The 16,245-nt window shown below is 66.5% G+C and carries 19 protein-coding genes; 5 read left to right on the forward strand and 14 right to left on the reverse strand.

Going from position 1 to position 16,245, the window contains the following annotated elements; translation table 11 throughout:
- Nucleotides 1-136 precede the first annotated feature (136 nt).
- Nucleotides 137-1,039, reverse strand: a complete 903-nt coding sequence (locus tag KDJ86_RS11225; RefSeq protein ID WP_291745603.1) for a shikimate dehydrogenase — start codon at nt 1,037-1,039, stop codon at nt 137-139.
- A 131-nt stretch (nt 1,040-1,170) separates the two neighbouring features.
- Between KDJ86_RS11225 and KDJ86_RS11230 the strand changes: the two genes are divergently transcribed.
- On the forward strand, nt 1,171-1,554 hold the full coding sequence (locus KDJ86_RS11230) for a hypothetical protein (RefSeq protein WP_291745605.1): 384 nt from the start codon (nt 1,171-1,173) through the stop codon (nt 1,552-1,554).
- 9 nt (nt 1,555-1,563) lie between these two features.
- Here KDJ86_RS11230 and KDJ86_RS11235 read toward each other — a convergent pair whose 3' ends face one another.
- Both KDJ86_RS11235 and KDJ86_RS11240 read right to left on the reverse strand, forming a co-directional pair.
- On the reverse strand, nt 1,564-2,289 hold the full coding sequence (locus tag KDJ86_RS11235; RefSeq protein ID WP_291745607.1) for a DUF429 domain-containing protein: 726 nt from the start codon (nt 2,287-2,289) through the stop codon (nt 1,564-1,566).
- Nucleotides 2,286-3,149, reverse strand: a complete 864-nt coding sequence (locus tag KDJ86_RS11240) for a bifunctional hydroxymethylpyrimidine kinase/phosphomethylpyrimidine kinase (RefSeq protein ID WP_291745609.1) — start codon at nt 3,147-3,149, stop codon at nt 2,286-2,288. The genes KDJ86_RS11235 and KDJ86_RS11240 overlap by 4 nt, the downstream gene beginning before the upstream one ends.
- Nucleotides 3,150-3,274: 125 nt before the next feature.
- Between KDJ86_RS11240 and KDJ86_RS11245 the strand changes: the two genes are divergently transcribed.
- A complete protein-coding gene (locus KDJ86_RS11245; RefSeq protein ID WP_291745611.1) occupies nt 3,275-4,162 on the forward strand; it encodes an HpcH/HpaI aldolase/citrate lyase family protein in 888 nt (295 codons plus the stop codon).
- Between the two features lie 27 nt (nt 4,163-4,189).
- On the opposite strand, the gene leuD is transcribed toward KDJ86_RS11245, so the two are convergent.
- Entirely contained in the window at nt 4,190-4,795 is a 606-nt protein-coding gene (gene leuD / locus KDJ86_RS11250; protein ID WP_291745612.1) for a 3-isopropylmalate dehydratase small subunit, read from the reverse strand.
- Between the two features lie 73 nt (nt 4,796-4,868).
- Nucleotides 4,869-5,345: an HXXEE domain-containing protein gene (locus KDJ86_RS11255; RefSeq protein WP_291745614.1), complete on the reverse strand. Its 477-nt coding sequence runs from the start codon at nt 5,343-5,345 to the stop codon at nt 4,869-4,871.
- 132 nt (nt 5,346-5,477) lie between these two features.
- Here KDJ86_RS11255 and KDJ86_RS11260 point away from each other — a divergent pair, with 132 nt between their 5' ends.
- The gene (locus KDJ86_RS11260; RefSeq protein WP_291745615.1) at nt 5,478-8,318 is read left to right on the forward strand and encodes a toll/interleukin-1 receptor domain-containing protein; all 2,841 of its coding nucleotides are present in this window, start codon (nt 5,478-5,480) and stop codon (nt 8,316-8,318) included.
- Between the two features lie 14 nt (nt 8,319-8,332).
- Here the strand turns inward: KDJ86_RS11260 and KDJ86_RS11265 are convergent, their stop codons facing one another.
- Genes KDJ86_RS11265 through KDJ86_RS11280 form a run of 4 tightly spaced genes read right to left on the reverse strand, consistent with a single transcriptional unit; the run spans nt 8,333 to nt 10,086 of the window.
- Complete coding sequence (locus KDJ86_RS11265) at nt 8,333-8,758, reverse strand: metallopeptidase family protein (RefSeq protein WP_291745617.1); 426 nt, start codon at nt 8,756-8,758, stop codon at nt 8,333-8,335.
- Complete coding sequence (locus KDJ86_RS11270; protein ID WP_291745619.1) at nt 8,755-8,886, reverse strand: hypothetical protein; 132 nt, start codon at nt 8,884-8,886, stop codon at nt 8,755-8,757. Before KDJ86_RS11270 ends, KDJ86_RS11265 begins: the two co-directional genes overlap by 4 nt.
- Nucleotides 8,883-9,584: a Crp/Fnr family transcriptional regulator gene (locus KDJ86_RS11275; protein ID WP_291745620.1), complete on the reverse strand. Its 702-nt coding sequence runs from the start codon at nt 9,582-9,584 to the stop codon at nt 8,883-8,885. Before KDJ86_RS11275 ends, KDJ86_RS11270 begins: the two co-directional genes overlap by 4 nt.
- Before the next feature lie 55 nt (nt 9,585-9,639).
- Nucleotides 9,640-10,086 (reverse strand): GNAT family N-acetyltransferase, encoded by a 447-nt coding sequence (locus tag KDJ86_RS11280; protein WP_291745622.1) that lies wholly within the window; start codon nt 10,084-10,086, stop codon nt 9,640-9,642.
- Nucleotides 10,087-10,238: 152 nt separating this feature from the next.
- Between KDJ86_RS11280 and KDJ86_RS11285 the strand changes: the two genes are divergently transcribed.
- Entirely contained in the window at nt 10,239-10,559 is a 321-nt protein-coding gene (locus KDJ86_RS11285; protein ID WP_291745623.1) for a hypothetical protein, read from the forward strand.
- 538 nt (nt 10,560-11,097) lie between these two features.
- Here KDJ86_RS11285 and KDJ86_RS11290 read toward each other — a convergent pair.
- Both KDJ86_RS11290 and leuC read right to left on the reverse strand, forming a co-directional pair.
- A complete protein-coding gene (locus KDJ86_RS11290; RefSeq protein WP_291745625.1) occupies nt 11,098-11,658 on the reverse strand; it encodes an MOSC domain-containing protein in 561 nt (186 codons plus the stop codon).
- Between the two features lies 1 nt (nt 11,659).
- Entirely contained in the window at nt 11,660-13,069 is a 1,410-nt protein-coding gene (gene leuC, locus KDJ86_RS11295; protein ID WP_291745626.1) for a 3-isopropylmalate dehydratase large subunit, read from the reverse strand.
- A gap of 303 nt (nt 13,070-13,372) precedes the next feature.
- Between leuC and KDJ86_RS11300 the strand changes: the two genes are divergently transcribed.
- On the forward strand, nt 13,373-14,137 hold the full coding sequence (locus tag KDJ86_RS11300; RefSeq protein WP_291745627.1) for a phosphodiester glycosidase family protein: 765 nt from the start codon (nt 13,373-13,375) through the stop codon (nt 14,135-14,137).
- A gap of 17 nt (nt 14,138-14,154) precedes the next feature.
- Here KDJ86_RS11300 and KDJ86_RS11305 read toward each other — a convergent pair whose 3' ends face one another.
- The 3 genes from KDJ86_RS11305 to KDJ86_RS11315 form a co-directional block, all read right to left on the reverse strand.
- Nucleotides 14,155-14,970, reverse strand: coding sequence for a class I SAM-dependent methyltransferase (locus KDJ86_RS11305; protein WP_291745629.1), 816 nt, complete (start codon nt 14,968-14,970; stop codon nt 14,155-14,157).
- An 8-nt stretch (nt 14,971-14,978) separates the two neighbouring features.
- Nucleotides 14,979-15,872: a metallophosphoesterase gene (locus KDJ86_RS11310; protein ID WP_291745631.1), complete on the reverse strand. Its 894-nt coding sequence runs from the start codon at nt 15,870-15,872 to the stop codon at nt 14,979-14,981.
- Nucleotides 15,873-16,006: 134 nt separating this feature from the next.
- A partial coding sequence (locus tag KDJ86_RS11315) for a SecDF P1 head subdomain-containing protein (protein WP_521085282.1) occupies nt 16,007-16,245 on the reverse strand: 239 nt, incomplete at its 5' end.

Here is a 16,245-nt window from a genome sequence, read left to right on the forward strand (position 1 = left end):
GGCGCCGGAGAACATCACGCTGACCGCGATCTTTGCCGGCTTCATGCCCTTCATCGCCATTCAGGTGATCGCTCTGGCGGTGATCCTGTGCTGGCCGCCGATCATCGCCGTCTTCCTGTAGGGCGGCAGAGGCACGTCAACCCGCCGCCGCGAAGGCGGCGCGCATGGTCCCGACGTCGGCGGCAATGCCGGTGAAATGCTCGAAGGCGCGGACCGCCTGCAGGATCGCCATCCGCTCGCCGCCCATCGTGCGGCAGCCCCTGTCGCGCGCGGCGCGGAGGAGTGCGGTCTCGATCGGAAAATAGATGATGTCGACGACCCACATCGCCCGCCTGAGCAGGTCTTCGGGAACCGGCGACCCGGCATGGCCCTCCATGCCCACCGGCGTCGCATTGACGACACCGTCGGCGGCGGCGAGCGCCGTGGCGGGGTCGTCGGCGGTGGCCGCCCGGCCGTCCCCGAATTGCGCGCCGAGCCGTGCCGTCAATGTCCCGGCGCGGTCCGGCTCCGGGTCGGCGACAAGCAGGCGGCCGACGCCGAGATCGAGCAATGCATGCGACACCGCCGCGCCGCCACCGCCGGCTCCGAGCAGCACCACCGTGTCGCGTGGCGCGTCGCCCAGCTCGCCGCGGAAGGCTTCGCGGAATCCCCAATAGTCCGTGTTGTGGCCCACTCTTTCGCCGGCCTCGAACACCACCGTGTTCGCCGCGCCGACGGCGCGGGCGCTGTCGGAGACCCGGTCGAGAAGGCCTAGGACTTCCTGCTTGAAGGGATGGGTGACGTTGAGGCCGGCGAAGCCGTCCCTTTCCGCCTTGTCGAGGATGTCGCCCAGCGACGGGGCGGGCGATCCCATCCGGTCGGCGTCGAGCAGGCGGTATTCATAGTTGAGCCCGAGGCGACGCCCTTCCGCCTCGTGCATCGCCGGCGTCCGCGACTTCTGGATGCCCCTGCCGACCAGCCCGACGCGAATCCGGTCTTGCCGGACCTGCGGGGCCCGGGCGCCTGGAGACTCCTCCCCGATTTCGGTATCCCGCTCCACGTTTGCTCCCCTGATTGCGGTCTGTTCCAACGCCGACCGCTTGCCGGGAGCCTACAATATCGCCGGCGGCGTTTGGAAATAGGCGGAATCCGCGTAGGCTGCCCCTGCCAGTCAGCGAGGAGGGCGACGTGATGAAACACCCCGCACGACTTTCCCCCGAAAGACTCTTGATTGTTTCCGCTGCGGTCGCGGCTTTTGGATTTGCCGGGCCGGCCGTGGCCGCCGACCTCGGCACGCCGATGCCGATGGCCGGCATGTATTCCTACATGGCCGATGCCGCGCTGTTCCGCGATTGCGCCTCCGGCGAGCGCTATCCCGTCGCTTTCGAGGGCGACAACCGGGCGCTGGAAGCCGGCTACCTCGCCGTCGCGCCCTCGCCCGGCGCCGAAGTCCTTGTCAAGATCGAAGGGCGGATCGAGGAGCGGCCGGCGATGGAAGGCGACGGCGTCGAGATCAGCGTCATCCCCGACCACTACATCGGCGCCTATCCCGACAAGGATTGCGGCAGCATGTAGCCTTCGGGCCTATGCCCAGATCGCGATGCGGAGGCCCTTCGCGTCGCGGCCGGGCACGGCCGGGAAACTTTCGGCCTCGCCGGTCGCGATCCGTATCGCGACCAACGCCAGCACCGCGGCGTCGAGACGGTCGTCCGCGCCGACGCCGGAGGGCAACGGGCGCGTGAGGAAGGACTCCTCGTAGCCGTGATGGACGAGAAGGTCGCGCCGCTCGGCGAGGCCGGCCGGGTTGGCCCTGCTCTTGACCTTCTTCGGCAGGCCCATCGGCCGTTCGCCGTTCAGCCGCCAGAAGCCGAGCTCCGGATGGCATTCATGCACCCGCGCCTCGAGCGCCGGCGTCATCAGCGCGTCGATCTCCCGGATCTTCGGGAAGAGGTGGAAGCATTGCTTCGAGACCTTCTTCGGCGGATCGGAGGTCGCGAGCGCGACCTGGCAGGCGCGTCGATAGTCCTCCTCCATCACCGCCGCCCGCGACGGCACCGCGAAGACCGAGGACTGGCGCTCGCCGAGCAGCGGGCGCACCGCCCGCTCCGGTCCCCGCCCGCCGCGTCCGATCCTCTCCGGCAATCCGATCGGCATGTCGACCGCGATGACGTCCGGCCGGAGGGGGTGGTCGAGGATCGCCGCGAAGGCGTCGACGACCGCGAAGACCGGCGCCCCGACCCCGTCGATGGTTTGAAACACCGCCGCCCATCCCATGGGACAGCCGTCGACCCCGGCGACCCGGCCGGTCACGTGGGACGCCCCGCCGTCTCGACCGTCACGGACCCGCCCGGCGGTGTCTCGAACAGCGCCTGGCCTGCGACCAGAGGCATCTCATCGGCGCCCATGGCCCGCCCGAGCCGTATCAGAGCCTCGGTCGCCGACAGGGAGCGGGTCAGCGCCGGCTCCGGAAGCTTGCCGCCGAGGCGGTTTCCGAGATAGAGCGCCGCCAGCAGGTCGCCGGTGCCATGCGGCACGGATGGATAGGCTATATGGCTGAAAAGACTGGCCATTTTCGGTTCGACCAGGAGGCTGCCGATCCTGCCCTCGCCCGCCGGAGCGGACGTAACGATCGTTTCCAGGACCCCGAGCGCCCGTCCGGCATCGGCAATTTCTTCGTTATCTTTCAATGCCTTATCTGAAAGCCAGCCGAGTTCGAACCGGTTCGGCGTGGCGATGTCGGCGCGCGGCAGCAGGTCATCGCGGATCGCCGCCGCGATTTCCGCCGGCTGGAAGAGCCCCTTTGCGTCTCCGATGATCGGGTCGCAAAGGTATATGGCGTCAGGGTTTTTCGCCCTGACCGCATCGACGAGCCGGGCGATCGGCGCCGCCTGCCGGCTGTCGCCGAGGTAGCCCGACATCACCGCCCCGACCTCGCCGAGCCATGGCGCGGTCGCGAGATCGCCCAGGAAAGCCTTGAAATTCTCGTGACTTGGCGTCATCCGGGCCGCCGGACCGTGTCCGGGATGCCACGGCAGCGCGACCGTCGGCGCCCACCACACCGGGAACCCCATCCGTTGCAGCACGAATGTGCCGGCGCGGCCGCCGACCGAACCCCGCGCCACCTCGCTGCTGATCACGATAACCGATTGCTTTCTCTCGGCTTTGCTCATGTCGTCCCGTCACCCTGCACCCTTCCCCGTCTCGGCCGGGAGCGACAAGAATCCCGCACGAGAGGGCTTTTGAGATCGATCCGGGGAAGCTAGTCTCTCGCCGGCCCAGGGGGAGACCAACCAGCATGGCGGCTGCGCCACGCCCGCGTCGAAGTGCACTCTATATACCGGGTTCCAACGCCCGCGCGCTCGACAAGGGACGCACCATACCGGCCGACGTCCTGATCCTCGATCTCGAGGATGCCGTCGCCGTCGAAGCCAAGGAAATGGCCCGTGCCGCCGTCGCCGCGGCGGTCAACGTCCATGCCTATGGCAAGCGCGAGGTCGTGGTCCGGGTCAACGGCCTCGGCACCCCGTGGATCGCCCGCGACATCGCCGCGGTGGTCGCCGCGATGCCGGATGCCGTGCTGATCCCGAAGATATCGCGGATGGAGGATATCCGCCGCGCGCGGGCGGCACTCGCCGCGGCGCAGGCGCCGGCCGAATTGTCGCTCTGGGCGATGATCGAGACCCCCCTCGCCGTCCTCAACGCCGCCAGCATCGCCTCGACCGCCAACAACGGCTCCGGCGCGGCCCTCGACACGCTGGTCATCGGCACCAACGACCTCGCCCGCGAAATGGGCGTGCGCCTTCTACCCGGCCGTGCCGCGCTCGTTCCGGCGCTCTCCCAATGCGTCCTCGCCGCCCGCGCCTACGGCCTCGCTGTGCTCGACGGCACCTTCAACGACCTCACCGACTGGAAGGGCTTCGATGCCGAATGCCAGCAGGGCCGCGACCTCGGCATGGACGGCAAGACCCTCATCCACCCGCGCCAGGTGCCGATCGCCAACGAAGCCTTCGCGCCGAGCAACGAGGAGGTCGAATGGGCGGAAAAGGTGCTCGCTGCCTTCGACCGGCCGGAGAATCACGAAAAAGCGGTGATCGCGGTCGAAGGCCAGATGGTCGAGCGTATGCACGAGCGGATGGCGCTCCGGGTCATCGAGACCGCGACGGCGATCCTCCCCGACGACTGAACGTCGGGTGCCGGATCAGCGGCTAGCCTAGTGCCAGGGGCGTTCCTCGGCGATCCGCTGTTCGTGGCGGTCGATATGCCGGGCCTTTTCGAGCGACAGGCCGATCTCGTCTAAGCCGTTGAGAAGGCAGTGCTTCTTGAACGGATCGATGTCAAACTTGACGACCCCGCCATCCGGCCCGCTGATTTCCTGCGCCTCGAGATCGACCGAGATCGTCGCATTGGCGCCGCGCTCCGCGTCGTCCATCAGCTTGTCGAGGTCCTCCTTCGAGACGACGATCGGCAGGATGCCGTTCTTGAAGGCATTGTTGTAGAAGATGTCGGCGAAGCTGGTGGAGATCACGCAGCGGATGCCGAAATCGAGCAGCGCCCAGGGCGCATGCTCACGGCTCGACCCGCAGCCGAAATTGTCGCCCGCGACCAGGATCTCGGCCCCGCGATAGGCCGGCTTGTTGAGCACGAAATCCGGGTTTTCGCTGCCGTCCTCGTTGTAGCGCATCTCGGAAAAGAGCCCCTTCCCGAGACCGGTGCGCTTGATCGTCTTCAGGTAGTCCTTGGGGATGATCATGTCGGTGTCGACATTGAGCATCGGCAGGGGCGCCGCGACGGCGGTCAGCTTGTCGAATTTCTGCATGGGATCGGATCCTTTTCCGCCGCCTCATGTGCGCCGGAAGACCGCCAAGGTCAAGACCCACACCCGCGGAGGTTCACGGCCTGTCCTGCCGGAAATACGGGCGATCCCTGATCTTCAGCAGCACGATCGGCATCGCCATCAACGCCGCGCCGATCAGGATCGAGCCGACCATGACGCCGGCGTCGAGCTGGCCGGCGGCCGAGGCCTCCGTGTAGCAGGCAAAGCCGATCGGCAGGAAAAGGACGACCGCCGTTCCAAGCCCGGGCGAATACCGCCCCCTTGTGCGTATGAAGGGCAGGATGTGGAAGAAGATGCCGTTGATCATCATCAGCGCCGGAAAGGCGAGCGCCACAGCCGGCGCCGCCATCGCCAGGTTGGCGGCAACGATGCCGAGCACGATCACCAGCCCGTTGACGACGTAGAAATCGGCCCATTCGACCGGAAGGCCGATCACCGCGCTCGCCCAGTCGCGCCAGTTGAGCGCAAATTCCTCGAGGACATGGAGACCATAGGCCGCGACAGCGAGCCAGAGCCAGTGTTCGAGGTCCATGTCTGCCCCTTTGTCGATGAGATGGAACCTGTGCCGAAAACCGCACGCAACAAAACGGGCTGCCCGAGTGTAGTCCGATTCGTCAGGCTTCCTCGCCATTGAGGATGGGCGTCCGGCAAGTAGAATGCACCAATGGCGCGCGCTTCCTCCCCCGCGAACGCCGGCGCGGCAGCGGCAGACGATCGTGCGCCCGGCTATGACGCATTCATCTCCTACAGCCAGCGTGGCGACAAGGCCGTCGCGCGGGCGCTGCGCACGGTCATCCAGACCATCGGCAAGCCATGGTGGAAGGTCAGGAGCCTCAACGTCTTCCTTGACGCGACCAGCCTTTCCGCGGCCCCCAGCCTGTGGCAGGGCATCGAGGAGAAGCTCGACCGGTCCCGCTACCTGATCCTGCTCGCCTCGCGCGAAGCCGCCGAATCGAAGTGGGTGGACAAGGAGGTCTCCCACTTCATCGCGACCAAGGGCATCGACCAACTCCTGATCGCCTTGACCGACGGCGACCTGGCCTGGAATGACGAGGCGCGGGACTTCGGTCCCTCCGAGGCGCTCCCCCTGCCGCCATGTCTCAGGGGCCGCTTCGCCGAGGAGCCGCTATGGGTCGATCTCCGCGCCTTCCGCGCCGACCCATCTTCGGCGACGGGCAAGAACCAGGCCTTCCTCCACGCCGCCCTCGACCTCGCGGCGACCATCCGCGGCGTCGAGAAGGCGGACCTCTATTCAGAGGAAGTGCGCCGCCAGCGGCGAAGCCTCCGGCTGGCCTACGGCGTCGCGGTCGTGGTCGCCGCGCTTGGTGTCGGCGCCGGGATCGCGGCCTGGTTCGCGGTCAGGAATGAGGAGCGCGCGACGGCCGAAGCGGAACGGGCGGTCCGCAATTTCGAGATCGCCAAAGGCACGGTCGACGATGTCGTCTTCGACATCGCCCAGGGCCTCCGCGAGATCGAGGGAATGCGAATCGAGAACGTCCACACCATCCTCACCCGCGTCGAGGAGGCGGTGAGCCGCCTCTCCGATGCCGCCGCCGACGACACCGACATCATGCGGAGCCGCGGCGCCATGCTCGGCGAGTTCGGCGACACCTATCTTGCCGCCGGAGACCGCACCCGCGCGATGGAGTCTTACAGCCAGGCCCTCGCCATCGCCCGCGACCTCGCCGCGACCGACCCGGGCAACACGCTCTGGCAGGACGACATCTGGGTCGATCTCAGCAAGATCGGCGACATCGAGCTGGAACGGGAGAACCTGGATGCGGCAAGAAAAGCATTCGAGGAGGCGCTCGCCACGGTCAGCCGGTTGCGCGCAATCGATCCCGAAAAGACTTCCTGGTGGCGCGGCGAGGCGCTGATGCATGGCCGGATCGGCCGGGTGCGCTTCGCGACGAACGATTTCGCCGGCACGCTCGAAGCCGAGGAACAGAGCCTTGGCCTTCACCGGGCGCTCTCCGCGACCGATCCCGAGAACACGCTCTGGCAGCGCGACATCGCCACCGTCCTCGAAGTGATCGCCGCCGCGAAGGAGGAGACGGGCGACCTGCCGGGCGCCACCGCGGCGCTCACCGAGAGCGTCGGCATCGGCCGGAAGCTCCACGAAGACGACCCCGGCAACGCGCTCCGCTGGCGGGACGTCGCGCTGCGCCTCCTCCGGCTCGGCGACCTCGACGTGAAGCTCGGCCATACGGCGGCGGCGCTCGCCGCATGGCAAGAGAGCGTCGACATTGCCCGCCACCTCACATCCATCGATCCCGAGAACGCGGTCTGGCTCCACGACCTGTCCGTCGGGCTGGATCGGGTCGCCGGAGTCCGGCTCACCACCGGAAATGCGCGGGCGGCGGTCGACGGCTATCAGGAGAGCCTTGATATTCTCCGGAAACTGGCCGCGCTCGACCCGCAGGACCCGGATCTTCAACAAGAGGTGGCAGGCGCGCTGGGGCGCGTCGGCGACGCCCGGCTTGCCCTCGGCGACCTGGCCGGAGCCCTGGCCGCCTACGAGGAACAGGCCGCCCTGACGGCCGGCCTTCTCGAGCGCTGGCCCGGGGATACCGACCTTCAGGACATCCTGCTGGTCGCCTGGATCAAGGCTGGCGACGCACGAAGCCAGACGGGTGATTCGGCGCGGGCGTTGTCCGCCTACGAAGAGGCTCTCAAAGCCGCCCACGCCCTGCTCAAGGTCGCCCCGGACCACATCCTTTGGCGGAACAATGCCGCGGAGGCGCTAGAACGCATCGGCGGTCTCAAGCGCGACACGGACGAAGCGGGCGCCGTTGCGGCCTACGAGGAAGCTCTGGTGCTCCGCCGGTCGCTTGCCGCCACCGAACCGGACCAGCCCGAGCGTCACCGCGCGATCGTCGCGAACCTCGAACAGCTCGGCTACCTCAAGGCGCGCTCCGGCGACGGCAACGGCGCGGTCGCCGCCATGGAGGAAATGGTCGCCGCGGGCCGCGACCTTGTCCGGCTGCTGCCTGACAGCGAGGAGGAAGCCATCCAGCTCGCCGGCAACCTCGACCGGCTGGCAAATCTCAAGATGGCCATGAACGATCCGCCCGGCGCGCTGGCCGCATGGCGGGAAAAGCTCGACCTCGTGCGCGCCCTGTTCGTCGCCCGACCGGACGATGCCGCTCGTCGACGCAATCTCGCCGGCGCATGGGCCGATGTCGCATGGGGAGGTCTCTTCACCGGCGATCTGGCGGACTCGGAGGCGGCGTCCCGCGAAGCGATCGCGCTGGAGCCGGGGGAAACGGCGTTCCTCGTCAAGCTCGCCCACGTGCTGATGCTCACCGGCCGGATCGAGGCGGCTGACGCGATCTATCTCGGCCAGCGCGGGACGATGCTCGGCGACCGGCGCTGGGAGGAGGTAGTGCTCGACGATTTCCACGCATTGCGGTCGAAGAACGTGGATCACCCGCACATGGCCGAGATCGAGCGGATATTCGCGTCGCCGGATCCGGTACCGGCCGAACCTGCCGCGGCGGAATGAACCCGTCGGCGGGATCACCCCGCCTCGCGTTCGATCGCCTCCATGTCATCGTCGGAAAGCCCGAAATGATGACCGATCTCGTGGACGAGGACGTGGGTGACGATATTGCCCAGCGTTTCGTCATGCTCGGCCCAATAGTCGAGGATCGGCCGGCGGTAGAGCCAGATCATGTTCGGCATCTCGCCGGTCTGCGGCACGGCCCCGGCATGGGCGAGGCCGACGCCCTGGAAGAGCCCGAGCAAACCGAATTCCGATTCGATGCCGAGATCGTCGAGCACCTCATCGGTCGGGAAGTCGGCAACCTGGATCGGCAAGTCGCCGGTCAGGGCGCGGAAGGCTTCGGGCAGCGTGTCGAAGGCTTGCCGCGCCATCGCCCCGAGATCGTCGAGCGACGGGGCGCGAACGCCGTCCCATTCAATCGGATTCCCTGGATTCGTCATGGCACATAGGTGAATAGCAGGTAGAGGATCAGGACAAGCAGCGCCACGTAGCCGAGCGTCCTGCCGGTACGCCTCGCCCAGATTTCGACCCGATCGGGCCGCTCGCCATTCTTCCGCGTGTCGTTCAATCCGGCACCGGCCCGGCTGAGCTCGCGACCGCCGTGTTGGTCCTGATCAGCTTCTCCCTGATGCCATGCCTGAAGGCCTGCTCGACAGCCTGGCTGATCTCGTCGGAACGATCGAGCAGTTTCCGCAGCAGGGACCTTTCGAAGGCAAGGTAGCGGATCGGGCTCGTGGCCGTCACCGTCGCCGTCGCCGGCATTCCCGTCGAGACACTGATCTCGCCGACGAAGTCGGCCGCGCCACAGACGCCGACGGGCCGCTCATCGACCTCGACGCGGGCCTTGCCCTCGACGATGAACACGAGCTCGGCGGCGAGCTCCCCCTGACGGGTGAGCACGGTCCCCTCTTCGGCATCGACCCAACGGCCGAATTTCAACAGCCGCCGGACCTGCGCGGGCTCGAGGTCCGGAACGGCGACCTCGTGGAATGCCCGCTCCTCTGCGGTGAAGCTGGTCTTGCGGTTGCGGAAGGCCTGGATCGCCAATTGGCCGACATTGGTCAGAACGAACATCAGCTCCCAGAAAGCCGATACCGGGTCGTAGACCCAGACCATCGAGTAGATCGCGGCGAGAAGCCCGGAGCCGATCGCCATGACGCGGAGCCAGAACATCCGCGTCATCAGCATCGAGACGATCAGCAGGATATAGCTGGCGTGGCCGATGAGCGCGCCGTTGCCGATCAGCGATTGGAATGCCGCATTCATCGGCCTTGGGCGGACACCGGACGGGGATGGACATCGATCGGCCCTTCGGGGCCGATCATCCCAGCGGGACCGAGAAGACCGACCATCCGGCAGGATGCCCGAACCGTTCCGCCAGGGCCCTGGCGACCGGCGGCTTTTCCGGCACCACCCAGCGCAACTCGTCCCAATCGCGCCCGACGGCCTCGGCGGACACCGCATCGAGCAGCGCCTTCCCGACCCCTTTTTCCCGGGAATCCTGGATGACGAACATCTCGTCCAGCTGTCCGATCCGCCGTCCATTCATCGTGTTGGGGAGATCGAAGAAGACAGCATAGCCGACCAGGTGTCCGTCCAGACGCGCGCCGAGGATGGATGCCGTGCGATCGTTGAGGAGGAGCTCCGCGTAGAATTCATCTGGCCGGCGGGGTGCGCCGCGTCCGCGTTCCTGCGCGCAGGCCGCGAGGAGCGGCGCCAGTTCGTGGGCGCTGCCAATCGAAAGAAGCGATGTCTCAATCGTGCTCATGAATGTCAGTTGCCCCGGGTTTCGGCGTGGGTCAAGCCGAAGCTGAACCATCGATGAACCGCCGCCTCAAGCCCGGTTCAGGCGAAGGCCGCAAAATCACCATCAAGGGGACGCCCGACCGACCCGATTCAGTTGCGGAAAGGAGCCTGACGATGCTCAGGAAGACGATGATCGCGGGGGCGACAACCATCCTGCTGGGGGCCGGCGCGCTGGCGCTCGGAGAAACCCCCGCGGCGGCGGGCTATGCCTATGGTGGCGGCTGGTCCTATGGATGGCATGGACCCGGCTATGCGCCACATTATCCGCCACGCCCCCATTTCGCGCCGCGACGCCCGCCGCCGGCGGCGCAGAGGCGGGTCTGCGCACCGCGCTACAAGGCGGTTCGCTACTGGAAACCACATCGTGGATGGATGATCCGCAGGGTCTATGCAGGCCAGGTGTGCACCTGGCGTCCCATCTATCGCAGGTGGTAGAAATTCCACGAAACTGCCCAAATATGGTCACGGCCCCGCCCTTGCGGGGCCGCTTTCCTGACGTTTCATGTCACGATGAAACCTTGTGTGAACCGAGATCGTTCATATCTAATCAAGACGAGTGTGATTGAGTTCACTGCACAAGGTGGCGGTCAACGCCATAGTGAAATCAAAGGGCGATAAAGCCCAACAGGGTTTGGTGCCATGAGCTACAGGATTCCGATCCGACCGGCGGCGGTACTGTCCGAAGACGGCATTTGGGACCTTGCCCCGGTCCCGGCCGAACACACGGTCCGATTCGCCGACACGCCGGTCGATTTCATTGCCGAAGCAGGCGCGATCCGCCTGAAATCGGCGGGTGACAGGCAGTCTCGTCCGAAAGAAGGACGCATCTATCACTGAGCGGCTTTATCCCCCCCACCCCGACCTCCAAAGCTGCCAGTTGAAAGAACGGCCCCGTGCGCCCCCGCGGGGCCGTTCGCATTTCCGGCGAGGCGTGTTGAAATCCGTCTTCGGCCGCGTCGGCCGCGCGAGTTAGCTAGACGCGCTCCAGCGGCCGCCAGGGCTCGTCTGGAAGCTCCAGGACGATTCCGTCCCCCGGCGCCACGTCGCCGCCCTTCGCGACAATCCCCATGACGCCTGCCTTACGGACCAGGTTACCCGCCTCGTCGCGGTCGAGCACCGCGGCGAGCAGCCCCGGCTCGAAATCCTCGATCTGATGGCAGGGGTTGCGGAGTCCGGTGATCTCGACGACGGCGCCGGGCCCGAGCCCGAGCCGGGCGCCGGTCGGCAGCCCAAGCAGATCAATGCCGACCGTCGTGACATTCTCGCCCATGGCGCCCGGCGCGACGACGAACCCCCGGTCCCGAAGCTCGTCGAAGAGCTCGGACTGGATCAGGTGGACCTGCCGCAGATTGGGTTGGGTCGGATCCCTGGCCACGCGCGACCGATGCCGGACCGTCTCGCCGCAATGAGCGTCGCCCTCGACGCCGAGACCGGCGAGCAGCCGGATCGAGGCGACGTTCGGCTTGCTGAAGCTATGGGAAGGGCTGCGGCTGACCGCCTTGACGAAAGCGTCCGCCGCGGCCCCTTGTCCCATGTCAGCCCTCGCCCCACTCGCGCACGTCGACGAAGCGCCCGGCGATCGCCGCCGCCGCGGCCATGGCCGGCGATACCAGATGGGTACGACCCTTGAATCCCTGCCGACCCTCGAAGTTGCGGTTCGAGGTCGACGCACACCGCTCGCCGGGCTTGAGGCGGTCGTCGTTCATCGCCAGGCACATGGAACAGCCGGGCTCGCGCCATTCGAAGCCGGCGGCGATGAAGACCTTGTCGAGGCCTTCCGCCTCGGCCTGATCCTTGACCAGGCCGGAACCGGGCACGACCATCGCGTTGACGCCTTCGTGGACGCGCTTGTCGCCGATGATCTTCGCGGCGGCGCGCAGATCCTCGATCCGGCCATTGGTGCACGAGCCGACGAAGACCCGCTCGACGGTGATGTCCTTGATCGGCGTGCCGGCCTGAAGTCCCATATAGGCCAGCGACCGCTCCACCGCGCGACGCCGGTCGGGATCGGCAATATCGGCCGGATCCGGAACCTTGCCATCGATGGTCGTGACATTCTCGGGGCTGGTGCCCCAGGTGACCAGCGGCGGCAGGCTGGCCGCGTCGAGCCGCACCTCGCGATCGAATTCGGCGCCTGCATCGGAGCGCAACGTCTCCCAGTGGCGCACCGCCGATTCCCAATGGTCGCCCTTGGGCGCCTTTGGCCGCCCCTTGATATAGGCGAAGGTGGTCTCGTCCGGCGCCACGAGTCCGGCCCGGGCGCCGCCCTCGATCGACATGTTGCAGACCGTCATCCGGCCTTCCATCGACATCTTGTCGAAGGCCTCGCCGGCATATTCCATGACATGGCCGGTACCGCCGGCCGTGCCGATCTCGCCGATGATCGCCAGGATGATGTCCTTCGAGGTCACGCCCGGAGGCGGCGTGCCGTCGACGGTGATCCGCATGTTCTTCGCCTTCTTCTGGATCAGCGTCTGGGTGGCGAGAACATGCTCGACCTCCGACGTACCGATGCCATGGGCGAGAGCCCCGAAAGCGCCGTGGGTCGATGTGTGGCTGTCGCCGCAGACGATCGTCATCCCCGGCAGCGTGAACCCCTGCTCGGGCCCGATGATGTGCACGATGCCCTGACGGCGATCGAGCTCGTCATAGTATTCGACGCCGAAATCGGCGGCGTTCTTCGCAAGCGCTTCGACCTGGATCGCCGATTCCTTGTTGGCGATGCCGCGGCTGCGATCGGTGGTAGGGACGTTGTGATCGACCACCGCGAGCGTCTTGTGGGGCGCGCGGACCTTGCGGCCGGCCATCCGCAGACCCTCGAAGGCCTGGGGACTGGTCACCTCGTGGACGAGATGACGGTCGATATAGAGGAGACAGGTGCCGTCCTCGTCCTCATGGACGACATGGTCGTCCCAGATTTTGTCATACAGGGTTTTCGGCTTCATGGAGATTTGCCTTGCAGAGCTGGGCGAACCGTGGGGATCGCCGATGGATGGAAGCGTTGCGGATACCCGTGACGATCAGGTCCCGTCGGCTCCCCTTGCAGCGACAATCCGCGCATGGAAACGCCACGGCAGACGGAAGTGATCGGCGATCACTCCGACGCCCGCCGACGCCCGCTTCCAGTCACCTTCCATCGCACATTGGATCGGTTGCATGCCGCCTATATACGGCATGGCATCGGCACTTTGAAATACCCCGGGCGATATGGTCACCTTGGACGACGATTCGCCAGGAAAATGCGGCACATGACGATTGACCGGACACTTCTCGGTACCTTTCTTCCGATCGCCTTCCTGGCGGTCTCACCGGCTGCGGCAAAGGCCGCGTGCCAGCGGCAATCCTTCGAGGATTCGAGCTATATCGTATGCGACTTCCATCTCGCGACCGACGATTTGCGGACGTTCTGGCGAGGACCGGACGACCGGCCCTATGCCACATTCGACGCACTGGCGGACGACCTCGCCGCGAAAGACAAGACGCTCGTCTTCGCCATGAATGGCGGGATGTATGGCGACGATCTCAGCCCCATCGGGCTCTATATCGAAGGCAGCCGGGAACTCCATCCGGTCAACACCGCCACGTCGACCGAACGCCCGGCGCCGAACTTCTACAAGAAGCCAAACGGCGTGTTCCTCGTCGCCAATGGCGCGGCCATGGTGATGACCACCGAGGATTTCCTGAAAGAGGCGCCGTCCGCTGATTTCGCGACGCAGTCCGGCCCTATGCTGGTCATCGACGGCGCCCTGCATCCGGCTTTCATCCCCGGCTCGGACTCGGTCAAGGAGCGCAACGGCATCTGCGCACCGGTGCCCGACCGGGTGACGGTCGCCATCACCGAGGGCGGCGTCAACTTCCACGACTTCGGCCGCTTCTTCCGCGACCGGCTCGGCTGCGACAATGCCCTCTTCCTCGACGGCGGTTCGGCACCCGGCATCTATTCGCCCGAACTCGGACGCGACGACCCGCCGGCCCACGGCGGCTATGGGCCGATCATCGCGGTCGTCGAATAGGGTAGGATACGGCGCTGTCAGACCGACTTGACCGCTTCGACCGAAAGGCTGAGCGGCAGCGCCGGCATGCCGGCCGGCAGCCGCCACATCCGGTCCTCCCCTTCCACCATCATCGGCACCATCCGCCAGGGCAGCGCTTCGTGCTCGGAGATCCGGTCGATCGCCATGCCCTGGCCGATCAGCGCCATGAGAATATCACTCACCGGATGAATCCACTCGAAGCTCAGCGGATTGGAAAGCGGCCGGGGATCGCCCGTATAGGTCTGGGTCTCGCTGAATTCGAGCGGCACGGACGAGTGGGTACGAAAGCCGAAGGTCGGCTCGAGGCGTCCCCCTATCTCTTCCAGCACCGCGAAGCCCGGATGGCAGTCGGCAAAATAGAGCCGTCCCCCAGGCCGCAGAACCGAGGCGACGACGGCTCCCCAACGAAAGACGTCCGGCAGCCAGGTAATCGTTCCCCAGGTGGTGTAGACGAGATCGAACCCGCCACCGACCAGCTCCGGCGCGTCATAGAGATCGCCCTGGACGAAACGCGCCTCGAGCCCGCTGCGGGTTGCCAGTTGGCGGGCATGGCCGAGGGCGGCCGGCGAAAAATCGAGACCGGTAACGATCGCGCCACGTCGGGCGAGGCAAAGCGTGTCGAGACCGATGTGACACTGAAGGTGCAGGACCTTGAGACCCGCCACATCGCCGATCGCAGCGGCGTCGATCGGCGTCAGCGCGTCTTCGCCATCCAGGAAACGCTGGACGCCATAGAAGCCGGTCGCATCCTCGATATGGATGTCGGCACGCTCGTCCCAATTGGCGCGATTGGCATCGACGTGGTTGACCATGGGGCGTTTTAGGCGACCGGCGCGTCTCCGCCAAGCTCGACGAGCAGGACTTCGGGCGGAACCCCGAAGCGCACCGGAAGTTTCGAACAACCGAGGCCGCCGGAAACGATGAGATGGCGACTATCCTCGACGATATGCCCGTAGGCATAGCGGTCGCCATAGCGGGACGGCACCACCAGCCGCCCGAGCAGCGGCAGGTTGACCTGCCCGCCATGCGTATGGCCGCTCATCGTCAGGCTGACCCTTTCGGGAACCTTCGGAAAGATATCCGGCTCGTGGGCAAGCAGGATGACCGGCTTGTCGTCGGTGACCTTTGCCAGCGTGCCCGGAAGGTCGTCGACTCCCCCGAAGCGTCCGCCGCCGAGCGGGTGGGCAAGCTGGTCGCCGAGCCCCGCCAGCCAGAAGTCCGCCCCGTCCGGCGCGGCGATCCGCTCGGCATCGTTTTCCATGACCGGGATCCCGTTCTCGGCAAGAGCGGACCGGATGTGCTCGGGTTCGGTCCACCAGTCGTGATTGCCGAGGATGGCACGCACGCCGAGCGGTGCGCGAAGCGCACCGAATGCCCGCGCCCAGTCCCCGATCGGCACGGCGGCCGTGCGGAAGCGCCGCAAGCCGGCGATATAGTCACCGAGGAGGACGATGAGATCCGGCTCGAGCGCATTGGTGATGCTGACGATCTCCTCGATCCGCGACAGCGGCATCCACGGGTCGCAGGCATGCGTGTCGGCTATCGCCGCGATCCGCACCGGGCGTGAACCCGCCGGCCATCCGGGCGGCGTCAGGCGATAGCGCGTCACCTCGAGCCGAAACCGCGGCTCTATGGCAAAGGCATAGGAACTGAGCCCGAGGCCAGCGAGGGCGGTCAGGCCGGTCAGCTTGAGGAAGGAGCGTCGTGAAATCATATCGCTGCAAGATAAGCAGCGAATTTTGCTCAAACTTGGAACGAACAGGACTCTTCGTCCGCGTGGTTAACTGGCGTCGCCCTACGTCGCTTCGGCGCGCTCAGCGGCACCCAGGAAATCGCAACCCGGTCGGCTCAGGGGTCGACCACCTCGACCTCGACGGTCACGTCACCCGACGCAATGCGGGCAGCAAGGTCGACGACACCGGTATGGTCGAAATCGCCATAGATCACCACGGTACCGCGAAGGATGGGCTCGCGAATGACCGGAGCGCTGACGGTTACCCCGTCTAGGCGGATTTCCACCGTCCGATCGACGTTTTCAGTGGTCAGCCGCCCGAACGCAGCCGCCGACTCCTCTGCCATCGAAAAGA

The organism is Bauldia sp. (assembly GCF_020442045.1).
Classification (GTDB): domain Bacteria; phylum Pseudomonadota; class Alphaproteobacteria; order Rhizobiales; family Kaistiaceae; genus Bauldia.

Coding starts and splice junctions, on each gene's coding strand:
- KDJ86_RS11230 (WP_291745605.1), top strand. CDS start 1,171: ATGAAACACCCCGCACGACTTTCCCCCGAAAGACTCTTGATTGTTTCC.
- KDJ86_RS11240 (WP_291745609.1), bottom strand. CDS start 3,149: ATGAGCAAAGCCGAGAGAAAGCAATCGGTTATCGTGATCAGCAGCGAG.
- KDJ86_RS11245 (WP_291745611.1), top strand. CDS start 3,275: ATGGCGGCTGCGCCACGCCCGCGTCGAAGTGCACTCTATATACCGGGT.
- leuD (WP_291745612.1), bottom strand. CDS start 4,795: ATGCAGAAATTCGACAAGCTGACCGCCGTCGCGGCGCCCCTGCCGATG.
- KDJ86_RS11255 (WP_291745614.1), bottom strand. CDS start 5,345: ATGGACCTCGAACACTGGCTCTGGCTCGCTGTCGCGGCCTATGGTCTC.
- KDJ86_RS11260 (WP_291745615.1), top strand. CDS start 5,478: ATGGCGCGCGCTTCCTCCCCCGCGAACGCCGGCGCGGCAGCGGCAGAC.
- KDJ86_RS11265 (WP_291745617.1), bottom strand. CDS start 8,758: ATGACGAATCCAGGGAATCCGATTGAATGGGACGGCGTTCGCGCCCCG.
- KDJ86_RS11275 (WP_291745620.1), bottom strand. CDS start 9,584: ATGAATGCGGCATTCCAATCGCTGATCGGCAACGGCGCGCTCATCGGC.
- KDJ86_RS11280 (WP_291745622.1), bottom strand. CDS start 10,086: ATGAGCACGATTGAGACATCGCTTCTTTCGATTGGCAGCGCCCACGAA.
- KDJ86_RS11285 (WP_291745623.1), top strand. CDS start 10,239: ATGCTCAGGAAGACGATGATCGCGGGGGCGACAACCATCCTGCTGGGG.
- KDJ86_RS11290 (WP_291745625.1), bottom strand. CDS start 11,658: ATGGGACAAGGGGCCGCGGCGGACGCTTTCGTCAAGGCGGTCAGCCGC.
- leuC (WP_291745626.1), bottom strand. CDS start 13,069: ATGAAGCCGAAAACCCTGTATGACAAAATCTGGGACGACCATGTCGTC.
- KDJ86_RS11300 (WP_291745627.1), top strand. CDS start 13,373: ATGACGATTGACCGGACACTTCTCGGTACCTTTCTTCCGATCGCCTTC.
- KDJ86_RS11305 (WP_291745629.1), bottom strand. CDS start 14,970: ATGGTCAACCACGTCGATGCCAATCGCGCCAATTGGGACGAGCGTGCC.
- KDJ86_RS11310 (WP_291745631.1), bottom strand. CDS start 15,872: ATGATTTCACGACGCTCCTTCCTCAAGCTGACCGGCCTGACCGCCCTC.